The organism is Pedobacter sp. MR2016-19 (assembly GCF_014947265.1).
GTDB lineage: Bacteria > Bacteroidota > Bacteroidia > Sphingobacteriales > Sphingobacteriaceae > Pedobacter.
The window spans coordinates 88,836-107,290 of sequence record NZ_JADCNK010000019.1; the positions used below are offsets into that span (position 1 = coordinate 88,836).

At 36.8% G+C, this 18,455-nt stretch carries 21 protein-coding genes; 10 read left to right on the forward strand and 11 right to left on the reverse strand.

The window, feature by feature from the left end:
- Positions 1–14: 14 nt before the first annotated feature.
- Positions 15–137, reverse strand: coding sequence for a hypothetical protein (locus IM793_RS25035; RefSeq protein WP_255512125.1), 123 nt, complete (start codon positions 135–137; stop codon positions 15–17).
- A gap of 37 nt (positions 138–174) precedes the next feature.
- Entirely contained in the window at positions 175–1,623 is a 1,449-nt protein-coding gene (locus tag IM793_RS19895) for an SDR family oxidoreductase (RefSeq protein WP_193424369.1), read from the reverse strand.
- Between the two features lie 214 nt (positions 1,624–1,837).
- Between IM793_RS19895 and IM793_RS19900 the strand changes: the two genes are divergently transcribed.
- Entirely contained in the window at positions 1,838–2,623 is a 786-nt protein-coding gene (locus IM793_RS19900; protein ID WP_121283325.1) for a murein L,D-transpeptidase catalytic domain family protein, read from the forward strand.
- On the opposite strand, the gene IM793_RS19905 is transcribed toward IM793_RS19900, so the two are convergent.
- Complete coding sequence (locus IM793_RS19905) at positions 2,620–3,072, reverse strand: hypothetical protein (protein WP_193424371.1); 453 nt, start codon at positions 3,070–3,072, stop codon at positions 2,620–2,622. The genes IM793_RS19900 and IM793_RS19905 overlap by 4 nt on opposite strands.
- A gap of 202 nt (positions 3,073–3,274) precedes the next feature.
- Here IM793_RS19905 and topB point away from each other — a divergent pair, with 202 nt between their 5' ends.
- The gene (gene topB / locus IM793_RS19910; protein ID WP_193424373.1) at positions 3,275–5,128 is read left to right on the forward strand and encodes a DNA topoisomerase III; all 1,854 of its coding nucleotides are present in this window, start codon (positions 3,275–3,277) and stop codon (positions 5,126–5,128) included.
- Position 5,129: 1 nt separating this feature from the next.
- On the opposite strand, the gene IM793_RS19915 is transcribed toward topB, so the two are convergent.
- The 4 genes from IM793_RS19915 to IM793_RS19930 all read right to left on the reverse strand — a co-directional run bounded on the left by IM793_RS19915 (position 5,130) and on the right by IM793_RS19930 (position 9,327).
- The gene (locus IM793_RS19915; protein ID WP_193424375.1) at positions 5,130–7,043 is read right to left on the reverse strand and encodes an AAA domain-containing protein; all 1,914 of its coding nucleotides are present in this window, start codon (positions 7,041–7,043) and stop codon (positions 5,130–5,132) included.
- Positions 7,044–7,220: 177 nt separating this feature from the next.
- On the reverse strand, positions 7,221–7,604 hold the full coding sequence (locus tag IM793_RS19920; protein WP_193424377.1) for a DUF3037 domain-containing protein: 384 nt from the start codon (positions 7,602–7,604) through the stop codon (positions 7,221–7,223).
- Positions 7,582–8,394, reverse strand: coding sequence for a HipA family kinase (locus IM793_RS19925; RefSeq protein ID WP_370629827.1), 813 nt, complete (start codon positions 8,392–8,394; stop codon positions 7,582–7,584). The genes IM793_RS19920 and IM793_RS19925 overlap by 23 nt, the downstream gene beginning before the upstream one ends.
- 744 nt (positions 8,395–9,138) lie before the next feature.
- Positions 9,139–9,327, reverse strand: coding sequence for a hypothetical protein (locus IM793_RS19930; protein WP_090987306.1), 189 nt, complete (start codon positions 9,325–9,327; stop codon positions 9,139–9,141).
- A gap of 112 nt (positions 9,328–9,439) precedes the next feature.
- Between IM793_RS19930 and IM793_RS19935 the strand changes: the two genes are divergently transcribed.
- The 3 genes from IM793_RS19935 to IM793_RS19945 are packed head-to-tail and all read left to right on the forward strand — an operon-like array spanning position 9,440 to position 10,805.
- On the forward strand, positions 9,440–9,820 hold the full coding sequence (locus tag IM793_RS19935; RefSeq protein ID WP_193424379.1) for a hypothetical protein: 381 nt from the start codon (positions 9,440–9,442) through the stop codon (positions 9,818–9,820).
- Between the two features lie 45 nt (positions 9,821–9,865).
- Positions 9,866–10,069, forward strand: a complete 204-nt coding sequence (locus IM793_RS19940) for a KTSC domain-containing protein (protein ID WP_132397344.1) — start codon at positions 9,866–9,868, stop codon at positions 10,067–10,069.
- Position 10,070: 1 nt separating this feature from the next.
- Positions 10,071–10,805, forward strand: a complete 735-nt coding sequence (locus IM793_RS19945) for a DNA-formamidopyrimidine glycosylase family protein (protein ID WP_193424381.1) — start codon at positions 10,071–10,073, stop codon at positions 10,803–10,805.
- Positions 10,806–11,001: 196 nt separating this feature from the next.
- Here IM793_RS19945 and idi read toward each other — a convergent pair whose 3' ends face one another.
- From idi to IM793_RS19965, 4 genes are all read right to left on the reverse strand, one after another.
- Entirely contained in the window at positions 11,002–11,544 is a 543-nt protein-coding gene (idi, locus tag IM793_RS19950; RefSeq protein ID WP_193424383.1) for an isopentenyl-diphosphate Delta-isomerase, read from the reverse strand.
- Positions 11,545–12,381, reverse strand: coding sequence for a phytoene/squalene synthase family protein (locus tag IM793_RS19955; RefSeq protein WP_193424385.1), 837 nt, complete (start codon positions 12,379–12,381; stop codon positions 11,545–11,547). It abuts the gene before it with no gap.
- Entirely contained in the window at positions 12,365–13,270 is a 906-nt protein-coding gene (locus IM793_RS19960; RefSeq protein WP_193424387.1) for a MerR family transcriptional regulator, read from the reverse strand. Before IM793_RS19960 ends, IM793_RS19955 begins: the two co-directional genes overlap by 17 nt.
- Before the next feature lie 368 nt (positions 13,271–13,638).
- Complete coding sequence (locus IM793_RS19965; protein WP_121283314.1) at positions 13,639–13,914, reverse strand: hypothetical protein; 276 nt, start codon at positions 13,912–13,914, stop codon at positions 13,639–13,641.
- Between the two features lie 391 nt (positions 13,915–14,305).
- Here IM793_RS19965 and IM793_RS19970 point away from each other — a divergent pair, with 391 nt between their 5' ends.
- The 5 genes from IM793_RS19970 (at position 14,306) to IM793_RS19990 (ending at position 18,326) form a co-directional block, all read left to right on the forward strand.
- Positions 14,306–15,064, forward strand: a complete 759-nt coding sequence (locus tag IM793_RS19970; RefSeq protein WP_193424389.1) for a LytTR family DNA-binding domain-containing protein — start codon at positions 14,306–14,308, stop codon at positions 15,062–15,064.
- Between the two features lie 121 nt (positions 15,065–15,185).
- Positions 15,186–15,539 (forward strand): PleD family two-component system response regulator, encoded by a 354-nt coding sequence (locus IM793_RS19975; RefSeq protein WP_370629830.1) that lies wholly within the window; start codon positions 15,186–15,188, stop codon positions 15,537–15,539.
- Between the two features lie 10 nt (positions 15,540–15,549).
- Positions 15,550–16,179, forward strand: coding sequence for a hypothetical protein (locus IM793_RS19980; protein ID WP_193424393.1), 630 nt, complete (start codon positions 15,550–15,552; stop codon positions 16,177–16,179).
- Between the two features lie 126 nt (positions 16,180–16,305).
- Complete coding sequence (locus IM793_RS19985) at positions 16,306–17,679, forward strand: exonuclease domain-containing protein (protein WP_193424395.1); 1,374 nt, start codon at positions 16,306–16,308, stop codon at positions 17,677–17,679.
- Positions 17,680–17,909: 230 nt separating this feature from the next.
- Entirely contained in the window at positions 17,910–18,326 is a 417-nt protein-coding gene (locus IM793_RS19990) for a VOC family protein (RefSeq protein ID WP_193424397.1), read from the forward strand.
- The last annotated feature ends 129 nt before the right edge of the window (positions 18,327–18,455 follow it).

The following is an 18,455-nucleotide window of genomic DNA, read 5'->3' on the forward strand; positions in this document are numbered from 1 at the left end:
ATAAAAAACAGTCTTTAGCTTAAAAAAATAATCCCGAGGCCAATACCAATAATCATGATCAGGTACATCAAAATTTCTGTTGAAGCAAATCTCTTGTATTTGGTCCAGAAAGAGTAATCATTTTCTTCGTTTGGCATTTTACATTGTTTATGCAGCAAAAATAGGCAAATAGATTTAATTATCGGGCTTGTAAGTGGTAATCTCCCTGGCCATCCCCTTAAATAAAACAATATGGAATGGCCACATGGCATACCAATACATTCTACCCCATAAACCCTTTGGTCTGAAAGTAGCGATTTGCGATAAAAAAGCTTTTCCATGAAACTCTACCAGCTTTAATTCAAGCCATGCCTCACCAGGCACTTTCATTTCAGCATATAGTAACAATCTTTTACTCTTTTTATCGGCAAGCAGTACGCGCCAGAAATCGAGTACATCTCCTGCCTGTAAATCGGTATTGCTGGTCCTGCCTCTTCTGGTACCTACTCCACCAAACATTTTATCTAAAAAGCCACGCAAATGCCACAGCCAATCCATGAAATACCAACCCCTATTCCCTCCGATACTCCAAATATTTTCAAATACCTCTTCGGCTTTACGTTCGAATGGCATTTTTACTTTGTATTCTAAGGTTCCATTTTGTGGCACCTTAATCTGATCCATAAAATTAGAATTTAAATAACCACGGTTCAGGGCATCTTTCCAGCTCGAAACAATAGAATTCTGGTCGATCTTTTCGAAAGCTAAGTGCAAAGCTTCTGCATAGCTTAAACATTTTATTGGTACAACTTCCTGGATACGGTTATCTTTACATATTACTTCATTCTTCATGCTATCTACCAAACTACGGGCTAACGAATAAGGTACAGGTGTAATCATATTCAACCATAAAGAAGATAGTCGGGGTGTTAGTACCGGAACAGTAATGATCCATCGTTTCAACCCACGTTCTTTAGCATAGCCCAAAAGCATTTGCCTGTAGGTTAGCACATCAGGTCCGCCAATATCAAATGTCTGATTAAATGCTTTCTCATGATGCAAAACACCTACCAAATAAGACAATACATCGCGAATACCAATCGGCTGACAAAGCGTTTCCACCCATTTGGGCGTAATCATGAAAGGAATTTTTTCAGTTAAATCTCTAATAATTTCAAATGAGGCACTTCCCGAGCCGATAATAATAGCCGCTCTTAAAATGGTGCAGGCTTTTCCTGATGATTTAAGTTCTTCCTCTACCGCTAACCTTGACCCCAGATGTTTAGATAGATGTTCGTCATTGGCAATGCCAGTTAAATAAATAATCTGCCTGCAATTGGTTTTTCGTATGGCTGCCGAAAAGTTTTCGGAAGAAGCTTTCTCCATATCAGAAAAACCTGTTTGACTTGAAGACATGGAATGGACCAGGTAATATGCGGCATCAATATCTGTTGGAATTTCGTTTAAGCTTTCTGCATCCAGTAAATCACCTGTAATAACCTTCACCTGATCACTTAAATCAGAAGCTGAAACAAACCTGCGCTTATCCCTAACCATACAAACGATTTCATGCTTTTCTTCTAACAATAAAGGGATTAGTCTGGTGCCGATATAACCGTTCGCTCCGGTTAATAAAATTTTCATAATACAGGTTTAATACATAACACAAAATAAAAGCGATTGTTAGCGATATCCATTTTCAGCAGTTAAATTTAAATTCCTAAAAGCTATATATGCTCATGCCTTAAGTCACAAGAATGTAAAACCAAATGTAATTGTAGCACTACAGAATTGATTTGGGCAACATTTAAGCAAAACAACCGTATAAATAACTCAACATCAAACTAAACCATACTGAATGAAGAAATACATCCTGGACATTGCTACGATTTTTTTAGTGGGCATGAGCATTGTCGGAACAAGTTGGAAAGCGATAGATCGACCCCAAACACAACAAGATACAATTAAAAATATAGCGGCAGACAGTCTGTACAATCAATACATCTTAAATATATACCACGAAATTCATTTAGATTCTGCAGGATTAAATGAACAGGTTTTCGAAAAGGCATTAACCGGGTTTTATAACATGAAATATTCTGGTTTATTACATGCTAAATCTATTTTAACAATTGCTGATTTCGATCAGGAAAGCACTAAAAAACGTTTATACATTATCGATCTTGCAAGCAAAAAACTGGTATTAAATACCTGGGTAGCTCATGGGCAAAACAGTGGTGGCGATAAGCCTTCATCTTTCTCGAATAACATCAACTCAAACCAGAGCAGTTTAGGCTTCTATTTAACCGGCGAAATTTATAGTGGCAAACACGGTCGTTCGATCAAGTTGGATGGCATGGATCAAGGTTTTAACAGCAATGCCAGAGAACGATCAATTGTGGTTCATGGCGCCAGTTATGTAAGTCAAAAAAGCATCGATCAATTAGGTAGATTGGGCAGAAGCCAGGGTTGCCCTGCTGTTCCTGCTAAACTCGCCGATCAGGTCATCAATACCATTTCAGACCGGACGGTGCTGTTTATCAATAATTCAGACCAGCAGTACAATTCATCATTTTTAAATGAAACACTTGCGGCAAGTGTTATACTGAATCAGGAACAGATTTTAGCAGCTCAAATGGATTAATGGTGTTTAATATTTTTGGCATTTAGTTTTTTAGGCAGGATGTTAATGAAAAGTGATTTGCTGCCTGCAAGCAAATCCCAAACCCAACGGTTGCTGTCTACCTCTTTTTCACCACAATCTACAACCTCCGCACGCTTGAGCAGTTTTTTAACGAAATCCTGAATCCATCTTATTTGTACAATACGGTTAAAGCATAAACCCAGGTAATCGCAGTACACATGTACCAGGATTTCTACAATCAGCGAAGCGTTAGAAATAGCAAGTTTTTTACCGAAATGCTGTTCATAATCGGCTTTAATTGTATTGACCAAAAGCTCGAACCGCTCAAGCCTTGCATCTGCTTTTCCTGCCAGATAAGCCCAAAGTTGAGCATTGCTGTACACACGAATTAATTGAGGCTCGAGTCCAACTTTAATATTATTTCCTTTCAGTTCGTAAATTTTATCCATTCATTAAAATAATTGCAAGCAGTTAGATGGTGATATTATTAAATTGTTAATCAATCCGATATAAAAATTGCCAATCCAAATAATGGACAAAGTTATCTGATAATTGTTTATCAAAATGAATGTTAAAAGGCATTGTGAGTAATTTTTTTAATCTGTTGCCAATATTTTAATCATCTTTGCGCTTGAGAAGATAAGCCCATTCATGAAGATTGTAATTGCAGAAAAGCCTTCTGTTGGTCGTGAACTTGCTAAAGTTTTCGGAGCAACCACCAGAAAAGATGGATACATTGAAGGTAAAGGGTATTCTTTTACCTGGGCATTTGGGCATTTATTACAATTGGCTCCTCCTCAGGATTATGGTTTTATTGGCTGGAGGAAGCAACATTTACCCATGCTTCCACAAAAGTTCAAACTTGCTGTCAGGAAAATTAAAACGAAAGATGGTTTTGTAGAAGATCCGGCAGTGCGCAAACAATTAGACACGATAAAAAAACTTTTTGATGAGGCGAGCGAAATTATTGTAGCAACAGATGCGGGGCGTGAGGGTGAATTGATTTTCAGGTACATTTATTATTACCTGAAATGCAAAAAACCATTTAAACGCCTTTGGATCTCTTCGCAAACAGATGAAGCTATAAAAGATGGATTCAGAAATTTAAAACCCGGAACAGATTACGATACTTTATTTAATTCGGCTCATTGTCGCTCAGAATCTGATTGGCTGGTGGGAATGAATGCTACACAGGCACTAAGTATTTCTGCAGGCAATAGAACAGTCCTTTCGCTGGGTCGCGTACAAACACCTACCCTCGCGATGATTTGTGCCCGTTTTTTAGAGATTAAAAATTTCGTTCCTCAAACCTATTACCAGATCAGCATTTTACTGGCTAAGGATGAGCAGGTTTTTAAGGCTATATCAACCTCAAATTATAAGGAAAAGGAAGAGGTAGAAAAGTTATTTGCGCTTGTAGAGGATGTGGCCTCTGGCTTTCCAACAGGCGGAAACATTACTGCTGTAGAAGCTAAACCAAGAAAAGAACCCCCTCCACTACTGCACGACTTAAGCAGTTTGCAGCAGGAAGCCAATAAGAAAAAAGGATATACTGCTGATCAAACACTTAATATCTTGCAGAACCTTTATGAAAGCAAATTGGTTTCTTACCCGCGTACCGGGTCGCGCTATATTGGCGATGATGTTTTTGCCGGCGTTCCGGATCTGATTGCAAAATTCACCGATCATGCTGACTTTGGAAAACAAGCACAGTTTCTGCAAACCATTACTTTAAATAAAAGAAGTGTCAATGCTAAAAAAGTAACCGATCACCATGCTGTTTTACCGACTGGCGAACAGGCTTATGGATTGAGTCCGGATAAACAAGCGCTGTACGATATGGTTGTTGGACGTATGATCGAGGCATTTCACCAGGAATGTATCAAAGAGTTAACCAAAATAACCATTCAATCGGGAGTTACTTTTGTGGCTAATGGAACTGTAATTCGTTCTGCAGGTTGGCGGGCTGTTTTTAACGATCCTGAAGATGATAAAAAAGATGAAGACAATGCAGCATTACCTAAAGTTGCTGTTGGCGAACAATTGCCTATTACTGAAAAATCTCTTTTAGAAAAACAGACTAAACCAAAGCCAATGTATAACGAGGCTTCCTTATTAAAAGCGCTTGAAACCTGTGGAAAAGAGATTGAAGACGAAGAATTACGTTATGCTATGAAAGATAGTGGTTTAGGTACACCCGCAACCCGGGCATCTATTATCGAAACGTTAATTACCAGAGAATATATTACAAGGGAAAAGCGAAATCTCGTACCTACCAATAAAGGTTTAGCTGTTTACGAAGTGGTTAAAGATAAACAAATTGCGCAGGCAGAGCTTACCGGACAATGGGAAAAAAGACTGGAAGAAATACGTTCCGGCTCATCAGTAAAAGATTTTAAATCCGAAATTACAGAATACACCAAAACCATTACGCACGAACTGTTAATTGCAGGGGCAAGTATATCGGGCAAACTTGCAGAAGAAAAGAAACTCGAAAAGGTTTAGCTTACAGGTCTATAAATTCCCAGGCGCTGTGGTAGGCATTCAGTTTTTCTGCATATTGGATAAACTCCGCATAAAAATTAGATTTCGATAAGGTAGCGCTATCGCCAATCACAACCAGCTTTTTCCTGGCCCTCGTCATGGCCACATTCATTCTCCTCGTATCTGATAAAAACCCTATACTTCCATCGCCATTACTCCTGGTCAGGCTGATATAAACCACATCACGCTCCTGCCCCTGGAAGCTATCAATGGTATTTACCGCAATTTTATGTCGATATGGAATTAAAATTTCATTTTCATGAACCAGGGCATTTAAAATCTGAACTTGCTGTTTATAAGGCGAAACAATTGCAATGGATGGAAAGGCATCTGTTGTAGAAATAGCGGATAAATTGCCAACCAGGTGCGTTAAATGTTTAACCAAAAACGCGGCTTCATCTGGATTGGTTGTACTGGTTCCATCTAACTTTTCGTCGAAACTACAACCTGCAGTATCAATAAACTGAATCGGTTCATCGCCAGTAAATAATAATTGATCGGCAACAGACTCATGGGCTTTTAATTCATTTTTGTAAAATACTTGGGATGAATAACCCATAATGTCTTTATTCATCCGATATTGTTCATTTAGCAATACAACTGATTCTGGATGAAGATTTACCGCTTTTTCTAATAAAGTATTACTTAAACCATTTCTGGCTGCTTCATTAGATTTTACAGTTGGCGAAAGCTGGAAATGATCCCCGGCCAATATTACTTTTTGCGCCTTTAAAATTGGTATCCAGCAAGCTGGTTCTAAGGCCTGACCTGCCTCATCAATCACAATCGTATTATATTTCAAATTTCGAACGGTATAATGGTTAGCACCTACTAAAGTGGCAGTGATAATCTGTGCTTTGGTAAACAGATTATCCATAATATACTGCTCCGTCTTTTCCACTTCTTTTCCAATTTTATGTGCTTCATCAAACAGTGCCTTGCGCTGGTCGCGTTCTGCTTTACCAAAACTCCGTTTGTATTTGTGGGCCATATTTTTATACTCACTGGCCTGTTTTTTTAAAGCTTTAATGGTTTTCATCTCCGGATGATCGGCCATTTGATGATCCAGAGTAGCTGCAAGCAATCTTTCCGAAACCCTCGCCGGATTGCCCACACGGATTACTTTTAACCCTTCAGCAGCTAACTTCTCTGTAAGTAAATCAACAGCGGTATTACTTGGCGCTACCACCAGGATTTTTTGATCACTGTGTTTAATCAATGATTTTATGGCATGTACCAGTGTTGTTGTTTTTCCGGTGCCTGGCGGACCATGAACTACAGCAAGATGATCGGCTGCGATAATTTTATTCACCGCTAATTGCTGCGAGTCGTTTAGTGTATTGGGAATGATAAATTTCTCTTCTCCCTGAAATGATGGTTTTTCTCCTGCCGTTAAAATACGGATCAGTTTATTTTCTGATTCATTTTCTGCCAGATGCGTAGCCTGTTTAAGGGCGCTCTGCATTTCGTCGTAACTGTTATTATCAAAAAGTAAATCTACGCCGAGTTTGCCATCTCTGGTCCAATCTGGTAATTCATCAACACGGAAGCTGATTTTCATTCTGCTACCACTTTGATGCGTTATAATTCCCTCTATCCGATCTTCTTTAGCATCGTGATTAGAAAATAATACCACAGCAGAACCAAAACGGAACTGATGGGAAAAATCCTGATGGGTAGTTCTTTCCAGTTCAACAGTTAAATAATCGCCACGGCCTATTTCTGTATTCCTGATTGCAATAGGATACCAGGTCAGCCCCAAGGCCCTCCTATCGGCAGCCGAAGTATTTTCAGTAAGTTTTAGGTACGATTGTAAATCTTCGTTGCGTTCGGTATCGAGCAGATCCTGAAGTTTTTTGAAATATTCTTTTGGCAAGGTAGATGGGTTATTTGTGGAAATTAGTTAATTGTTGAATTGCTTGATTGTTAAATTGATTGCTTGCTTGATAACTGAAGACTGCCAATTGTAAACTGATTAATTGTTGGATTGTTCAGGAACTGAATATATTTTGTTTTAAAGGTAGTTCAAACGCTTAGCGCTTAGCGCCATGCGCTACAGAACCAGCTCCTGGTGCAACCTCAATAAAGTCTCTTCCGCATCATCGCAAAAGCCTGGGTGTACCTTAGAGCACTGCACTACGGTACTTCTGGTTGCCGTAAGCCACCTGAACCGGGAAGCCTGGTCATATTGACCAATGGGTCCTGATCCTTTTGCAGACGTACTTATTCTCTTAAAAGCACATAAATTCTCTTTTAGCTCTTCTAAATCTATCTCTGCAGAAAAAGCCTTTACTCTTTTCTCATCCAGAAAAAAAACACTTTTTAGAAATTTTTGCCTCGCGCAAAACAAAATAATGCCAACATTAATAAACTCTTCACGTTCTACCCTGGGCATTACGCGAATCACAGCATACTCAAATAAGAATTTCCCTTGCATGCTGTGCTTCTTTTAAAAATATAGTTGAGTGAGCTAATCGGGTAGTAAGAAAATGCGTATAGGCATTACGGTGTTCTACCTTGCTTTCGAAGTTCGTTTCGCCTTCCAACCAGTCATCAGGAATTAAATTAATAACCGCTTCGATCTTTTCAGCATTAAGTAGTTTACTAAATTCTTCATTTACACTTTGCAGTTCAGTAGCCCATGGTAACAATACGTGGTCTTTTACCAAAAAGAAAGGTTTAATAGCCTGCTCTTCCCAGTTCTGCCAGGAATGATGGAAATATAATGCAGCGCCATGGTCGATTAGCCAAAGTTCCTTATGCCACACTAACATATTGGTGTTTCTGCAGGTACGGTCCATGTTGGTTAAAAAACAATCAAGCCATACAATCTGCGAGGCGAGTTTAGCGTCTACCGTAGTTACAGTCGGGTCGAACGTTATTGCGCCAGATAAGTAGTGCAATGCCAAATTTAAACCCACACTGGCTTTTAGCAAATCCTGAATTTCTTCGTCGGGCTCTGTTCTCCCAAAAGCTTCATCTAAATTGGCAAAAACCAATTCAGGTACGCGCATACCTAAATAACGGGCAATTTCGCCACCAATTAGCTCTGCAATTAAAGCCCGGGTACCCTGCCCCGCCCCTCTAAATTTCAGTACATATAAAAAGTTATCATCAGCCTCGGCAATGGCAGGCATAGATCCTCCTTCGCGCAAAGGCGTAACGTATCTGGTTACATTTACCGTTCTAAGTTGTAAATCGTTCATATCTGCAGATAGAATAGCCATTTATTTTATTTAGGGCACAATTCTAAACTTGCTGCAAATTTAGCAGAATTCCAACAATAAATTAGTCAAAGTTTAGTCGTAAAGATCCTGATAAGAGATCTGCAGATCAATCGTTAAAAGTTGTAGTTATTTTTTTGAAGCGCAATACCAGTAACCATTATCAAGGGTTCAGTCCTGCTGTACATTTCAATCCTTTTGGTTAAAATCATTAAATCAGACAATTCAACAATCATCCAAAAGGGATTTCCATTGCCATCAGGGCTATTGGGCACTAACAGTAGTTAAATTAAAATAATCTTGATATTGAATGATTACACAGATTCCAAATCATTTTAACCATACAAAACATGTAACCTTACATGACCTTATATTTCTTATATGGTCAAGGATTTAATTTATTTAAATGGTCTCCGACTACCCTACCATAGGATAGAATCCATTAGCACGTTCGTCATTCCCGCGCAGGCGGGAATCTTAAAGCACTTGCATTACGATTCCCAATCAAGTTGGGATTGACGATTCATCGAGGATGATCGTATCTTAAAATTACCTTGTCATTTATATTGATTTTATACCATAAATTATTACTCAGACTGAAAAATAAATGTTAATCTGCTTTCTCTGGAATTTTTCTTTGTAAATCTTCGTGGTTAAACCTTTTCCAGTATCGACAGCCACTGGCAGCTTTGTGATCTCCGCGCTCTTCACTCTGTGTTCTCTGTGGTAAAAATATTCCAATCTGTCCTAATCATGCCCCAAATAAGCAATGCCGGCAGGAGTTATCGCAGACGACCATTGCACCGATTCGCGGTTAATTTTAATCAGCCCCATGCTTTCCAACTCTTCATATTCTTCTTCCATGCCACCTAAAACTGAAGAACTTACCTGTTGGTTAATTACCTCTAATAGAGATATAATTTCTGATCTTTCCATAAAATAAATAATTAGCTATATTTTATTTAACATAAATGTGATTAAAATGTTCGTTGCTTAATTAAACATTTTCAAGTGTTAAAGGTTGTATTTATAATCCAATTTGATTACTATGGAAACACACCTTTATTATCTCTTCATTATGGCTTTGCCTGTAGCCTGCATCGCGTGGACAGTTACCAAAGAAGAGATTTTCAGAGAAGCACGTGAATTCTGCGTAAATCGCTCTAAAAACTGCAATCAACTGGTAAAAAGGAAATTTTTTTATGTATTTACATGTGAATACTGCTTTAGTCACTATGTAACCTTAATACTGCTCTTTATTACCAAATTCACATTAATTTACCCAGATTGGCGTGGCTATATTATTTCTTTTTTTTCGATAGTATGGATAGCAAACGTGTATATGAGCTTATACAACATTATCCGTATCGATTTGAAGAAAGAGAAAATCAAAGCTCAGAAAGAAGAAGCAACACTTAAGAATGATTGAAACCATTTATAACGGTCGCTGTTTTATAAGGTATAACCTGATATTATGCCATCATCAGTAATTAAATATTTTAGTTATGATAAGGCTACAGAAACCTTAAAAATCATTTTTGTAACCGGCATGGTTTATCTCTACAAAAATGTTCCAGGAAAGATTTACAAGATGTTAAAGGCATCCGGATCAAAAGGGAGATATTTTAACAGCAATATTAAAGACAAATATAAATTCCAGAAACTGGAGGAAGAATAATATGCCTGAAGGTCCATCAATCGTAATATTAAAAGATTTAATCAAGGAGCTTCATCTGGGTAAACCAGAAGTGCTGGAAGTGGCGGGTAATGTAGATTTCGACACAGATAGATTGCTCCATCAAAAAATACAGGATTTTAAAAGCTGGGGTAAACATTTTCTGATCTGTTTTAACGATTTCACCATCCGTATTCATTTTATGCTGTTTGGCAGTTATTTAATTAACGAGCGCAAAAAAACGCCATTAAAACTAGGACTGATCTTCAAAAAAGATGAATTAAATTTCTATACCTGCAAAGTTGACCTTTTGGAAGGAAACGTTAAAAAACATTACAATTGGGAAAACGATGTAATGGCTGATGAATGGAGTAGTAGCACAGCTATTAAAACATTGAAAGAAAACCCCAAAATACTTGTTTGCGACATATTGCTTGATCAGCAAATTTTTAGCGGAGTAGGTAATATTATTAAAAACGAGGTCTTGTACCGTACGCGTATACATCCCCTGACCAAAATTGAAAATTTACCACCTGCAAAATTAAAGGCATTAGTTAAGGAGTCCAGGAATTATAGTTTCGATTTTTTAAAATGGAAAAAGGAAAATACATTAAGTAAACATTGGGAGGTATACAATCAGAAAGAGTGCCCGCTTAAACACAATATAGAGAAAAAGGAACTTGGCAAAACACATCGTCAGACTTACTTTTGCGAAAAATGCCAAAAACTATATCTCTAGCTAAAAAATATTCTTTAGCTTATTTTTTTAGCAAAAAACATAAAACACTAAATATTAAGCATTTAAATTATAGTAAAACCTTTTACGTTACATCGAACTATAATCTTAAAGTAAAAGAAATATTAAATTTTAGGAATTTTCAAAAGTAGCCTTATATTTGTCCTCGAGAGCGTTAATTTAGATACGGGTATATGGCTTAGGCTGTATGCCCGTTTTTTGTTTTAGCTGTTGATGCATGTGCGATCACCTGAGCTAAAGAGATTCTCAACCATGGTGTATAGGCATTTGGATTAACCTCAATATCCTTTGTTAAAGTTTCCAGATCCACATACTTAAAGGATGCTACTTCATCCAGATTTATAATGGGTAATTTATCGCTCATGCCAAAAAAAACATGGTCTATCTCATGTTCCGTTAAGCCATTTTCAAATATTGCTTTATAAGTAAATTTAAACAAAAAGCTTAATTCGCAATCGATCCCCATTTCTTCCATCAACCTCCTCTTAGCCGCGAGGATATTACTTTCTCCAATCCGCTGATGACTGCAGCAGGTGTTCGTCCATAAGCCCATCGAATGGTATTTGTGCAGTGCTCTTTGCTGCAGCAGCAGTTCGCATTTAGAATTAAAAATAAAAACAGAAAAAGCACGGTGTAACATACCTTTTTCATGCGCTTCCATCTTACCCATCTGCCCTCTGGGCACATCATCCAGATCAACCAGAATAACTTGCTCTTCCATTTAAATTACATTTAACTTATTACGGATAATCGAATCAAACATCAAACCAACCTTATGGGTGTTCGAAATCCTGATCCGTTCAGTCATGATTTTTTCAGCACTTAAGCGCTTTATCTTTGCAAATAGTTTTTTATAATAAATGTACGACAAATATACGCCATTTCTGGAAGCAGCAGGTAATAGCTTAATACCAGTTAGTGCCATCGCAAATTCTGTTTCAATTTCTTCTTCGATTTCTCTTTTTTGATTATCACAAAATGCTGCCAGATTAACATTAGGAAAATAATTCCGGCTAAGTGTTTGATGATCAGCTTTAACATCCCTTAAAAAATTAACCTTCTGAAATGCAGAACCCAATTTCATGGCATAAGGTTTCAACTGTTCATAACCTACATCGCTACCATGGGTAAAAACTTTTAGGCACATCAACCCTACTACTTCTGCAGAGCCTAAAATGTATTCGTTGTAAAGTTCAGGAGTATATTTCTGTGTGGAAAGATCCATTTCCATACTTCTTAGAAAAAGAACAATCAGTTCCATATCTATCTGGTATTGATTCACAACCTTTTGAAATGAATTTAAGATAGGGTTTAAACTTATGCCCAGGTTAATGGCTTCAAAAGTATCCTCTTTAAATTTTGCTAATAAAAATTTCTTGTCATAATGATGAAAGCTATCTACAATTTCATCTGCTAAACGTACAAAGCCGTAAATAGCATGTATGGGTTGGCGTAGTTCTTTACCAAGAAAATAAATTCCAAACGAAAAGCTCGTACTATATGATTTAGTGGTAAGCCGGCTACAATCGGCAGATAGTTGATCAAAAATTTCTTTCATGTAAAACAGGGTATTCTATTGTTTTTTCAAATTCATCAAGTGTTTTAATCCAGTTGATGTGATCGATATGGTTTAGTTTACCGATAACCTCACTATTCCCAGCAAGGTGGATTTTAGTGGCTGAGCATATTTCAGACAATTGATCGATATATTGTTGTGCTACAGACGCTAATTGGGATTTTATCATAAAAAGCAGAACATGGCCAACATTTAAGGTTGAAAATATTCGGCTAATCGAATCCAGCGGGACTTTGCTACCTAAAAAAATAACCTGATGGCCCTGCATCCGCAGCATATAATTGGCAAAAAGAAGCCCAATATCGTGATCTTCGTCTTCTGGTAAAAAAAGCAGCCAACGCTGACCTGATTGCTTAATTAAAGGAAGATTATTAATATGGGAGAATATTTTTTGACGGATAATATTTGATAAAAAATGCTCGTGCGCAGGACAAATATCGTCTTTTCGCCACATTAAACCCAGGCGTAATAACAAAGGATATATTATTTTCCGGTAACAGTCAGAAAGCCCAAATTGATGGATACATTGATCAATTAAATGATTAAAAGAGGACTCATCAAAAGCCAGACCATACTTTATAAGTTGAGAAACATAATAATCATCTTGCTTATCATCAGCAGGACGAGAAAACTGTTGGTCGAGAAGTTCATCAATCTGTTCATCTGAGAGACTGCAGATTTTAGAAATTTTTAAGCCGCTTTTATTTAAGGTTACAATGTTTAATAGTTTTACAAGCTGCTGATCATCATATAAACGCGTATTGCCTTGAGATCGCAACGGACTCAACGCATTATAACGTTGCTCCCAGATCCTGATGGTGTGAGAGTGGACGCCCGAAAGCTGTTCAAGATCTGCAATGGAGTAAGTCATTATTTTGTTTAAATATATTCAATAAAACTTAAACAAAAAAGAGAAGATAAAAGTTTTTCAAATGTGCAGCAATTTATTTAAGAGAACATCGAAAGACTTACCTCGGGGCGCTGAGCAAATAGTTAAAAATGAATAATTAAATGCTCTGATTCTATAAGGTGTATAAAAAACAAGTTCCTTAATTTTTATCATGTTAGGCTCAGGTTATACCCTGCTAAAAGAAATGTTGAAACGAATCAGATGGCATTAAGACAGACCTTCGAAAGCATGTCATCTTTGTTTATTCTCGTGGCCTATGATCGGCACTAAAGGAGATAGTAAATTAATCTTAGGTTAAAGAATAAATCAGAAGGCCAGGAAACAGTAAGTTAAAATAGCTTTTCGGTAAGTAACACACCTTTTTCACCATTACCAGTTTCTATGGTATGAACATTTTTATAAGATTGGCTGAAGAAATCGTAGCCATGTTCTCTCTGCTTGATGGCTACTGTACTCAACGGATAATTTAAATTTGTTTGCATACATTGCAAACTACCATTGGCCAGCAAAAGAAAATCACAGTCGTAACCTTGTTCCTGCAGTTCGATAACCTTTTTTGTAATAGATACGTTTAATCTGTTGAGGTTGCGGATTCTATTTTCCATAGGATATTGTCTTAATAATTAAGGATAATTATTCTGTTATTAAATATATCTATAAATTAATACGTTTCAAAATATAATATATTATGATACAAGCAATTAAATATTTTTTTTATTGAATTTTGACTTTTGCACTATTTACCTTCTTGCAAGCGTTTAGCTTCAACCTGTTCCCTAATTCAACCTGTCACCCGTTAAACAAATATTTCGAAGTAATATGGTTATACAATATAATAAGGAACTGTTTTAATAATTTTAATTAAAATTTTCAAATCATACATCATCTCAAAAAAAAGCTATTTTCCTTGCCGAATACATAAAAACACATTGCAAACATGTTTTTTTTTCGTTTTAATGCCTGAAATTGTAATTTGCATCAACTAAACTATAAGAAATGTCGATAAGTTGTATTGCTATTGATGACGATCCTCATTCGCTAGAGAGCTTGACGGCATATATGGAAAAGCTGCCTGATTTAGAGCTTATCCAAATTTTCACTGAACCGCTCAAAGCCCTGACAGAGATATCGGCATCTAACCCTGTTGATATTATTTTTATGGATATCGAAATGCCCTCATTATCCGGAATAGAACTTGCAAGCTTGTTAAGGCAAAAAACAACATTCCTCGTTTTCACTACTGCGCACCCAAGGTATGCCATTGATGCCTTTAAAGTAGAGGCGGATGCCTATTTGCTTAAGCCCTACTCTATTTTACATTTAGCAAAAACGATAAATAACCTTTACCCAACCGGAAAAAAAGCAAAACATCATTTTTCCATTTTAGACGATCATTTCTTTTATATCCCTTTGCATGGAGAAAATGGCGACCTGGTAAGAATAGACCTGAATGAGTTAATTGCTGTTGAGGAAATAGGAGAAGATATTCAGTTTAAAACGACAAAAAATGTTTTTTTGAGTTCGAAATCTAATTTTACCAAGACCTTGAAAATGCTAAAAGAGCATTCTGCATTTATTCAGATTACCCCTTCTGTTGTGATTGCAAAACAGCATATCAAAAGTGTACTTAATAATAAAATACTGCTCTCGGGCGAAATATCTTTTACCATTTCAGACACCTTTACAGAACTTTTCGCGAATTTTATCAAAAGCAATTTGCCACAAGAAAAACCCCGTCCTGATGATATCATATAGTCTTTTATCGCCCATCTTCAGCATCTCCAATCATTTTAATGCATAATCAAAACATTACGTCCAAAACTTTGTATTAGGATAATCTATTTATTGTTTAATTGATTTATCTGTTTTGAAAAGAGTGCTGATTGTGGATGATGATCCAGATGTATTAGAAGTTTTCCAGGAAGTATTAGAAACCGAACATTATAAAGTTTATCCACTACTTTCCCCACGGTATATTTTTAAAACGATAAAAGATTTTAGACCCGATCTGATCATTTTGGATATCATGTTAAATGGAATGGATGGCCGTGCCGTATTTAAAGAATTAAAGTTAAATACTGAAACAGCACATATACCAATTATAATGGCATCGGCCAGATATGATGAAAATTACATCACATCACAAAAATACCAACCCGATGATTATTTAGAAAAACCTTTTAATATAGCAGATTTACTCAGAAAAGTAGATGCTTTAACCGAAAATTAAAAAATCAGATATGAAATTAAAACTACTAACACCTGTTCTATTGTTGGCTATCATGGTATCAACCAAAGTAATGGCACAAAACAGGCCTGACAAACTCTACTCGATGAGTGGAATTGGCTTTGCATTCCCCATGGGTGAAACTTCCGATTATTTTAAGCCTAAATTTTCAACATCATTAGGTTTAAACCTGGGTTTAGGCGATGGTGGTTTATTTCTTTACCCCAAAGTAAGTTTACACGCCTTTACTTTTAATCAGATTACACCAGATGCGGGATATACCTATACTCTTCAAAAAGGAAGAGCTACCACCTATTTATTAAATGTGGCATTGGGTTACCGTAAAATTGTAAATAAATGGGCTTTTTATGGTTTTGCAGGTGCAGGTGGTGGAATTATCCTTACCCCCCAGGCAGCGGTTAATGCATCAACTTTGCAGGTTACGCAGGATAATAAATCAAATAGTTTAGGCATTGCCGAAGGTGGTGGCGGAATTGAATACAATATTGGTGGTGCTAATTTATTTGTGGAGGCCAGTTACATGTATGGTTTTAGTAAGATCCAGAACAGGGCTTTTAATACTGTACCAATTTCTGTAGGTATTAAACCTAATTTAAGCAAACTACTCAATAAACTTAAATAACAGCTACATACAAAATACGGAAGCGGTTACGTTAAATATGTAACCGCTTTTTTTATGCTAAAGAAATAATCAAAATTATTTTTATACTAATTATTTTAGCATAGATTTGTATTTCAAATTATTTTAATGTTATACGCAGTTGTAGATATCGAAACCACTGGTGGTCATGCCTCAGCAAATGGCATTACCGAGGTTGCTATTAATGTCCATGATGGCAATCAGATTGTTGAATCTTATACTACCCTGATCAATCCAAAACAACCGATCCCGGATTACATTACGGCCTTAACCGGCATTGATAATGCCATGTTGAAGGATGCGCCAACTTTTGCTGATGTTGCACTGCAGATCTATCAGTTGCTGAATGATAAGGTTTTTGTGGCGCACAATGTAAACTTTGATTATTCGTTTTTGAAACATCATTTAGCAGCTGCAGGGTACGATTTACAATGCAAAAAACTTTGTACGGTACGCTTGAGCAGAAAACTAATTCCCGGTAAATCATCTTATAGTTTAGGGAAACTTTGTACCGCCTTGCAGATACCGATTCAAAACCGACACCGGGCAGCAGGAGATGCCGATGCCACCAGCATCCTATTCAACTTATTGCTGGAGTATGATCTGGAAGGGATCATTCCAGAAATGTTAAAGAAAACATCGAAAGAGCAGGTTTTACCGCCGCACTTAGATAAAGCTTCTATTTTAAGATTGCCCAATCAGCCTGGGGTTTACTATTTTAAAGATAGTAAAGGCAAAATTGTTTACGTGGGTAAGGCTAAAGACCTTAAAAAACGCGTAGCCAGTCATTTTACCGGTAATACACCCAACCGGCAGCGACAGGATTTTTTACGCACCATCCATCATGTCGACTTCGTGATCTGCGGAACTGAACTGATGGCCTTAATTTTAGAAGCCAATGAAATTAAGCGCCTTTGGCCTGAAAACAACCGGGCCATGAAACGTTATGAGCATAAGTATGATTTATACGTTTTTGAAGATCAAAACGGTTATTTACGTTTAGCAATAGATAAACATAAGAAGAACAATAATGCCCTGCAGAGTTTTAACAGTTTATTGGAAGGTTATAATTTTTTAAACCAACTGGTTAATAAATACCAGCTTTGTGCAAAGCTCTGTTATTTACAAAAAACAGCTACAAAATGTTATGCACACGAAAATGGGCAATGTTTTGGTGCCTGCAGCGGAATAGAAACCGTGGCCGTTTACAACAAAAAATTAAATGCTGCATTAATTGATGTTCAGAATCAGCAACCAAGTTTTGCATTAGTAGATGAAGGCAGAAAAGAGGAAGAATTTAGTTGCCTGGTAGTAGAAAACGGCAAATTTTATGGAATGGGTTATTTTACAGATAAAAATTACCTGGCAGATGGATTGGCGCCGATCAAGAACGATTTATCCATTTATCAATCCAATAGTTATATTTTAAATTTAATTCTGAATTACGCAGAACAACATCCACAGAAATTGTATAAATTGTAGTATTATCATACGCCATGGATTCATCAACTTTCATAGCTCATAGCTTATCTTTTGACGAAGTTATTGAATCGCCACATAACGCACAACATTGCAGCAATACTTTAACCATAAGAAATAAGCTAACCATAATAGCCTAAATTGTCTCAAATACCCCTGTAATTTTTCGCCTTTAGCAAGGACAACTCTATTATTCCTTACCTATCTTTACTTACAACAAAATACAAAACGTTATGACAAAATCACTTTGGATAAACCTTCCGGTAAAAGACATTAACAAGTCTAAAGTATTCTTTACGCAACTTGGTTTCACGCTTAATCTACAGTATGGTGCCCGTGAAGATTCGGCCTGCTTTTTAGTAGGAGAAAGTAATTTAGCCATTATGCTTTTCGAAGAAGCTTTGTACGAGGGTTTTGCAGGAACAAGTATTGCCGATAAACGAAATGGCGGCGAAGTACTATTCTCTTTTGATGCAGAAAGTCCGGAAGAAGTAGATGACCTTGCTCAAAAAGTGGTAGCTGCAGGCGGTACACTCTATGGCGAGCCAGGATACAAAGATGGCTGGATGTATGGCTGTGGTTTTATTGACCTGGATGGTCAAAGATGGAGTATCCTTTATATGGACATGAGCAAAATGCCTTTGGGTTAGTTTTTTTTTTTAAAGAAAATAAACTAAAATTTGCCTATGCAGTTATTTACTCAATTGATTTTATGAGAAGAAATGTATTTCAAATTTAATACTGATCGTAGGGTCGCACTAATACTGGTCGTAGCGTCT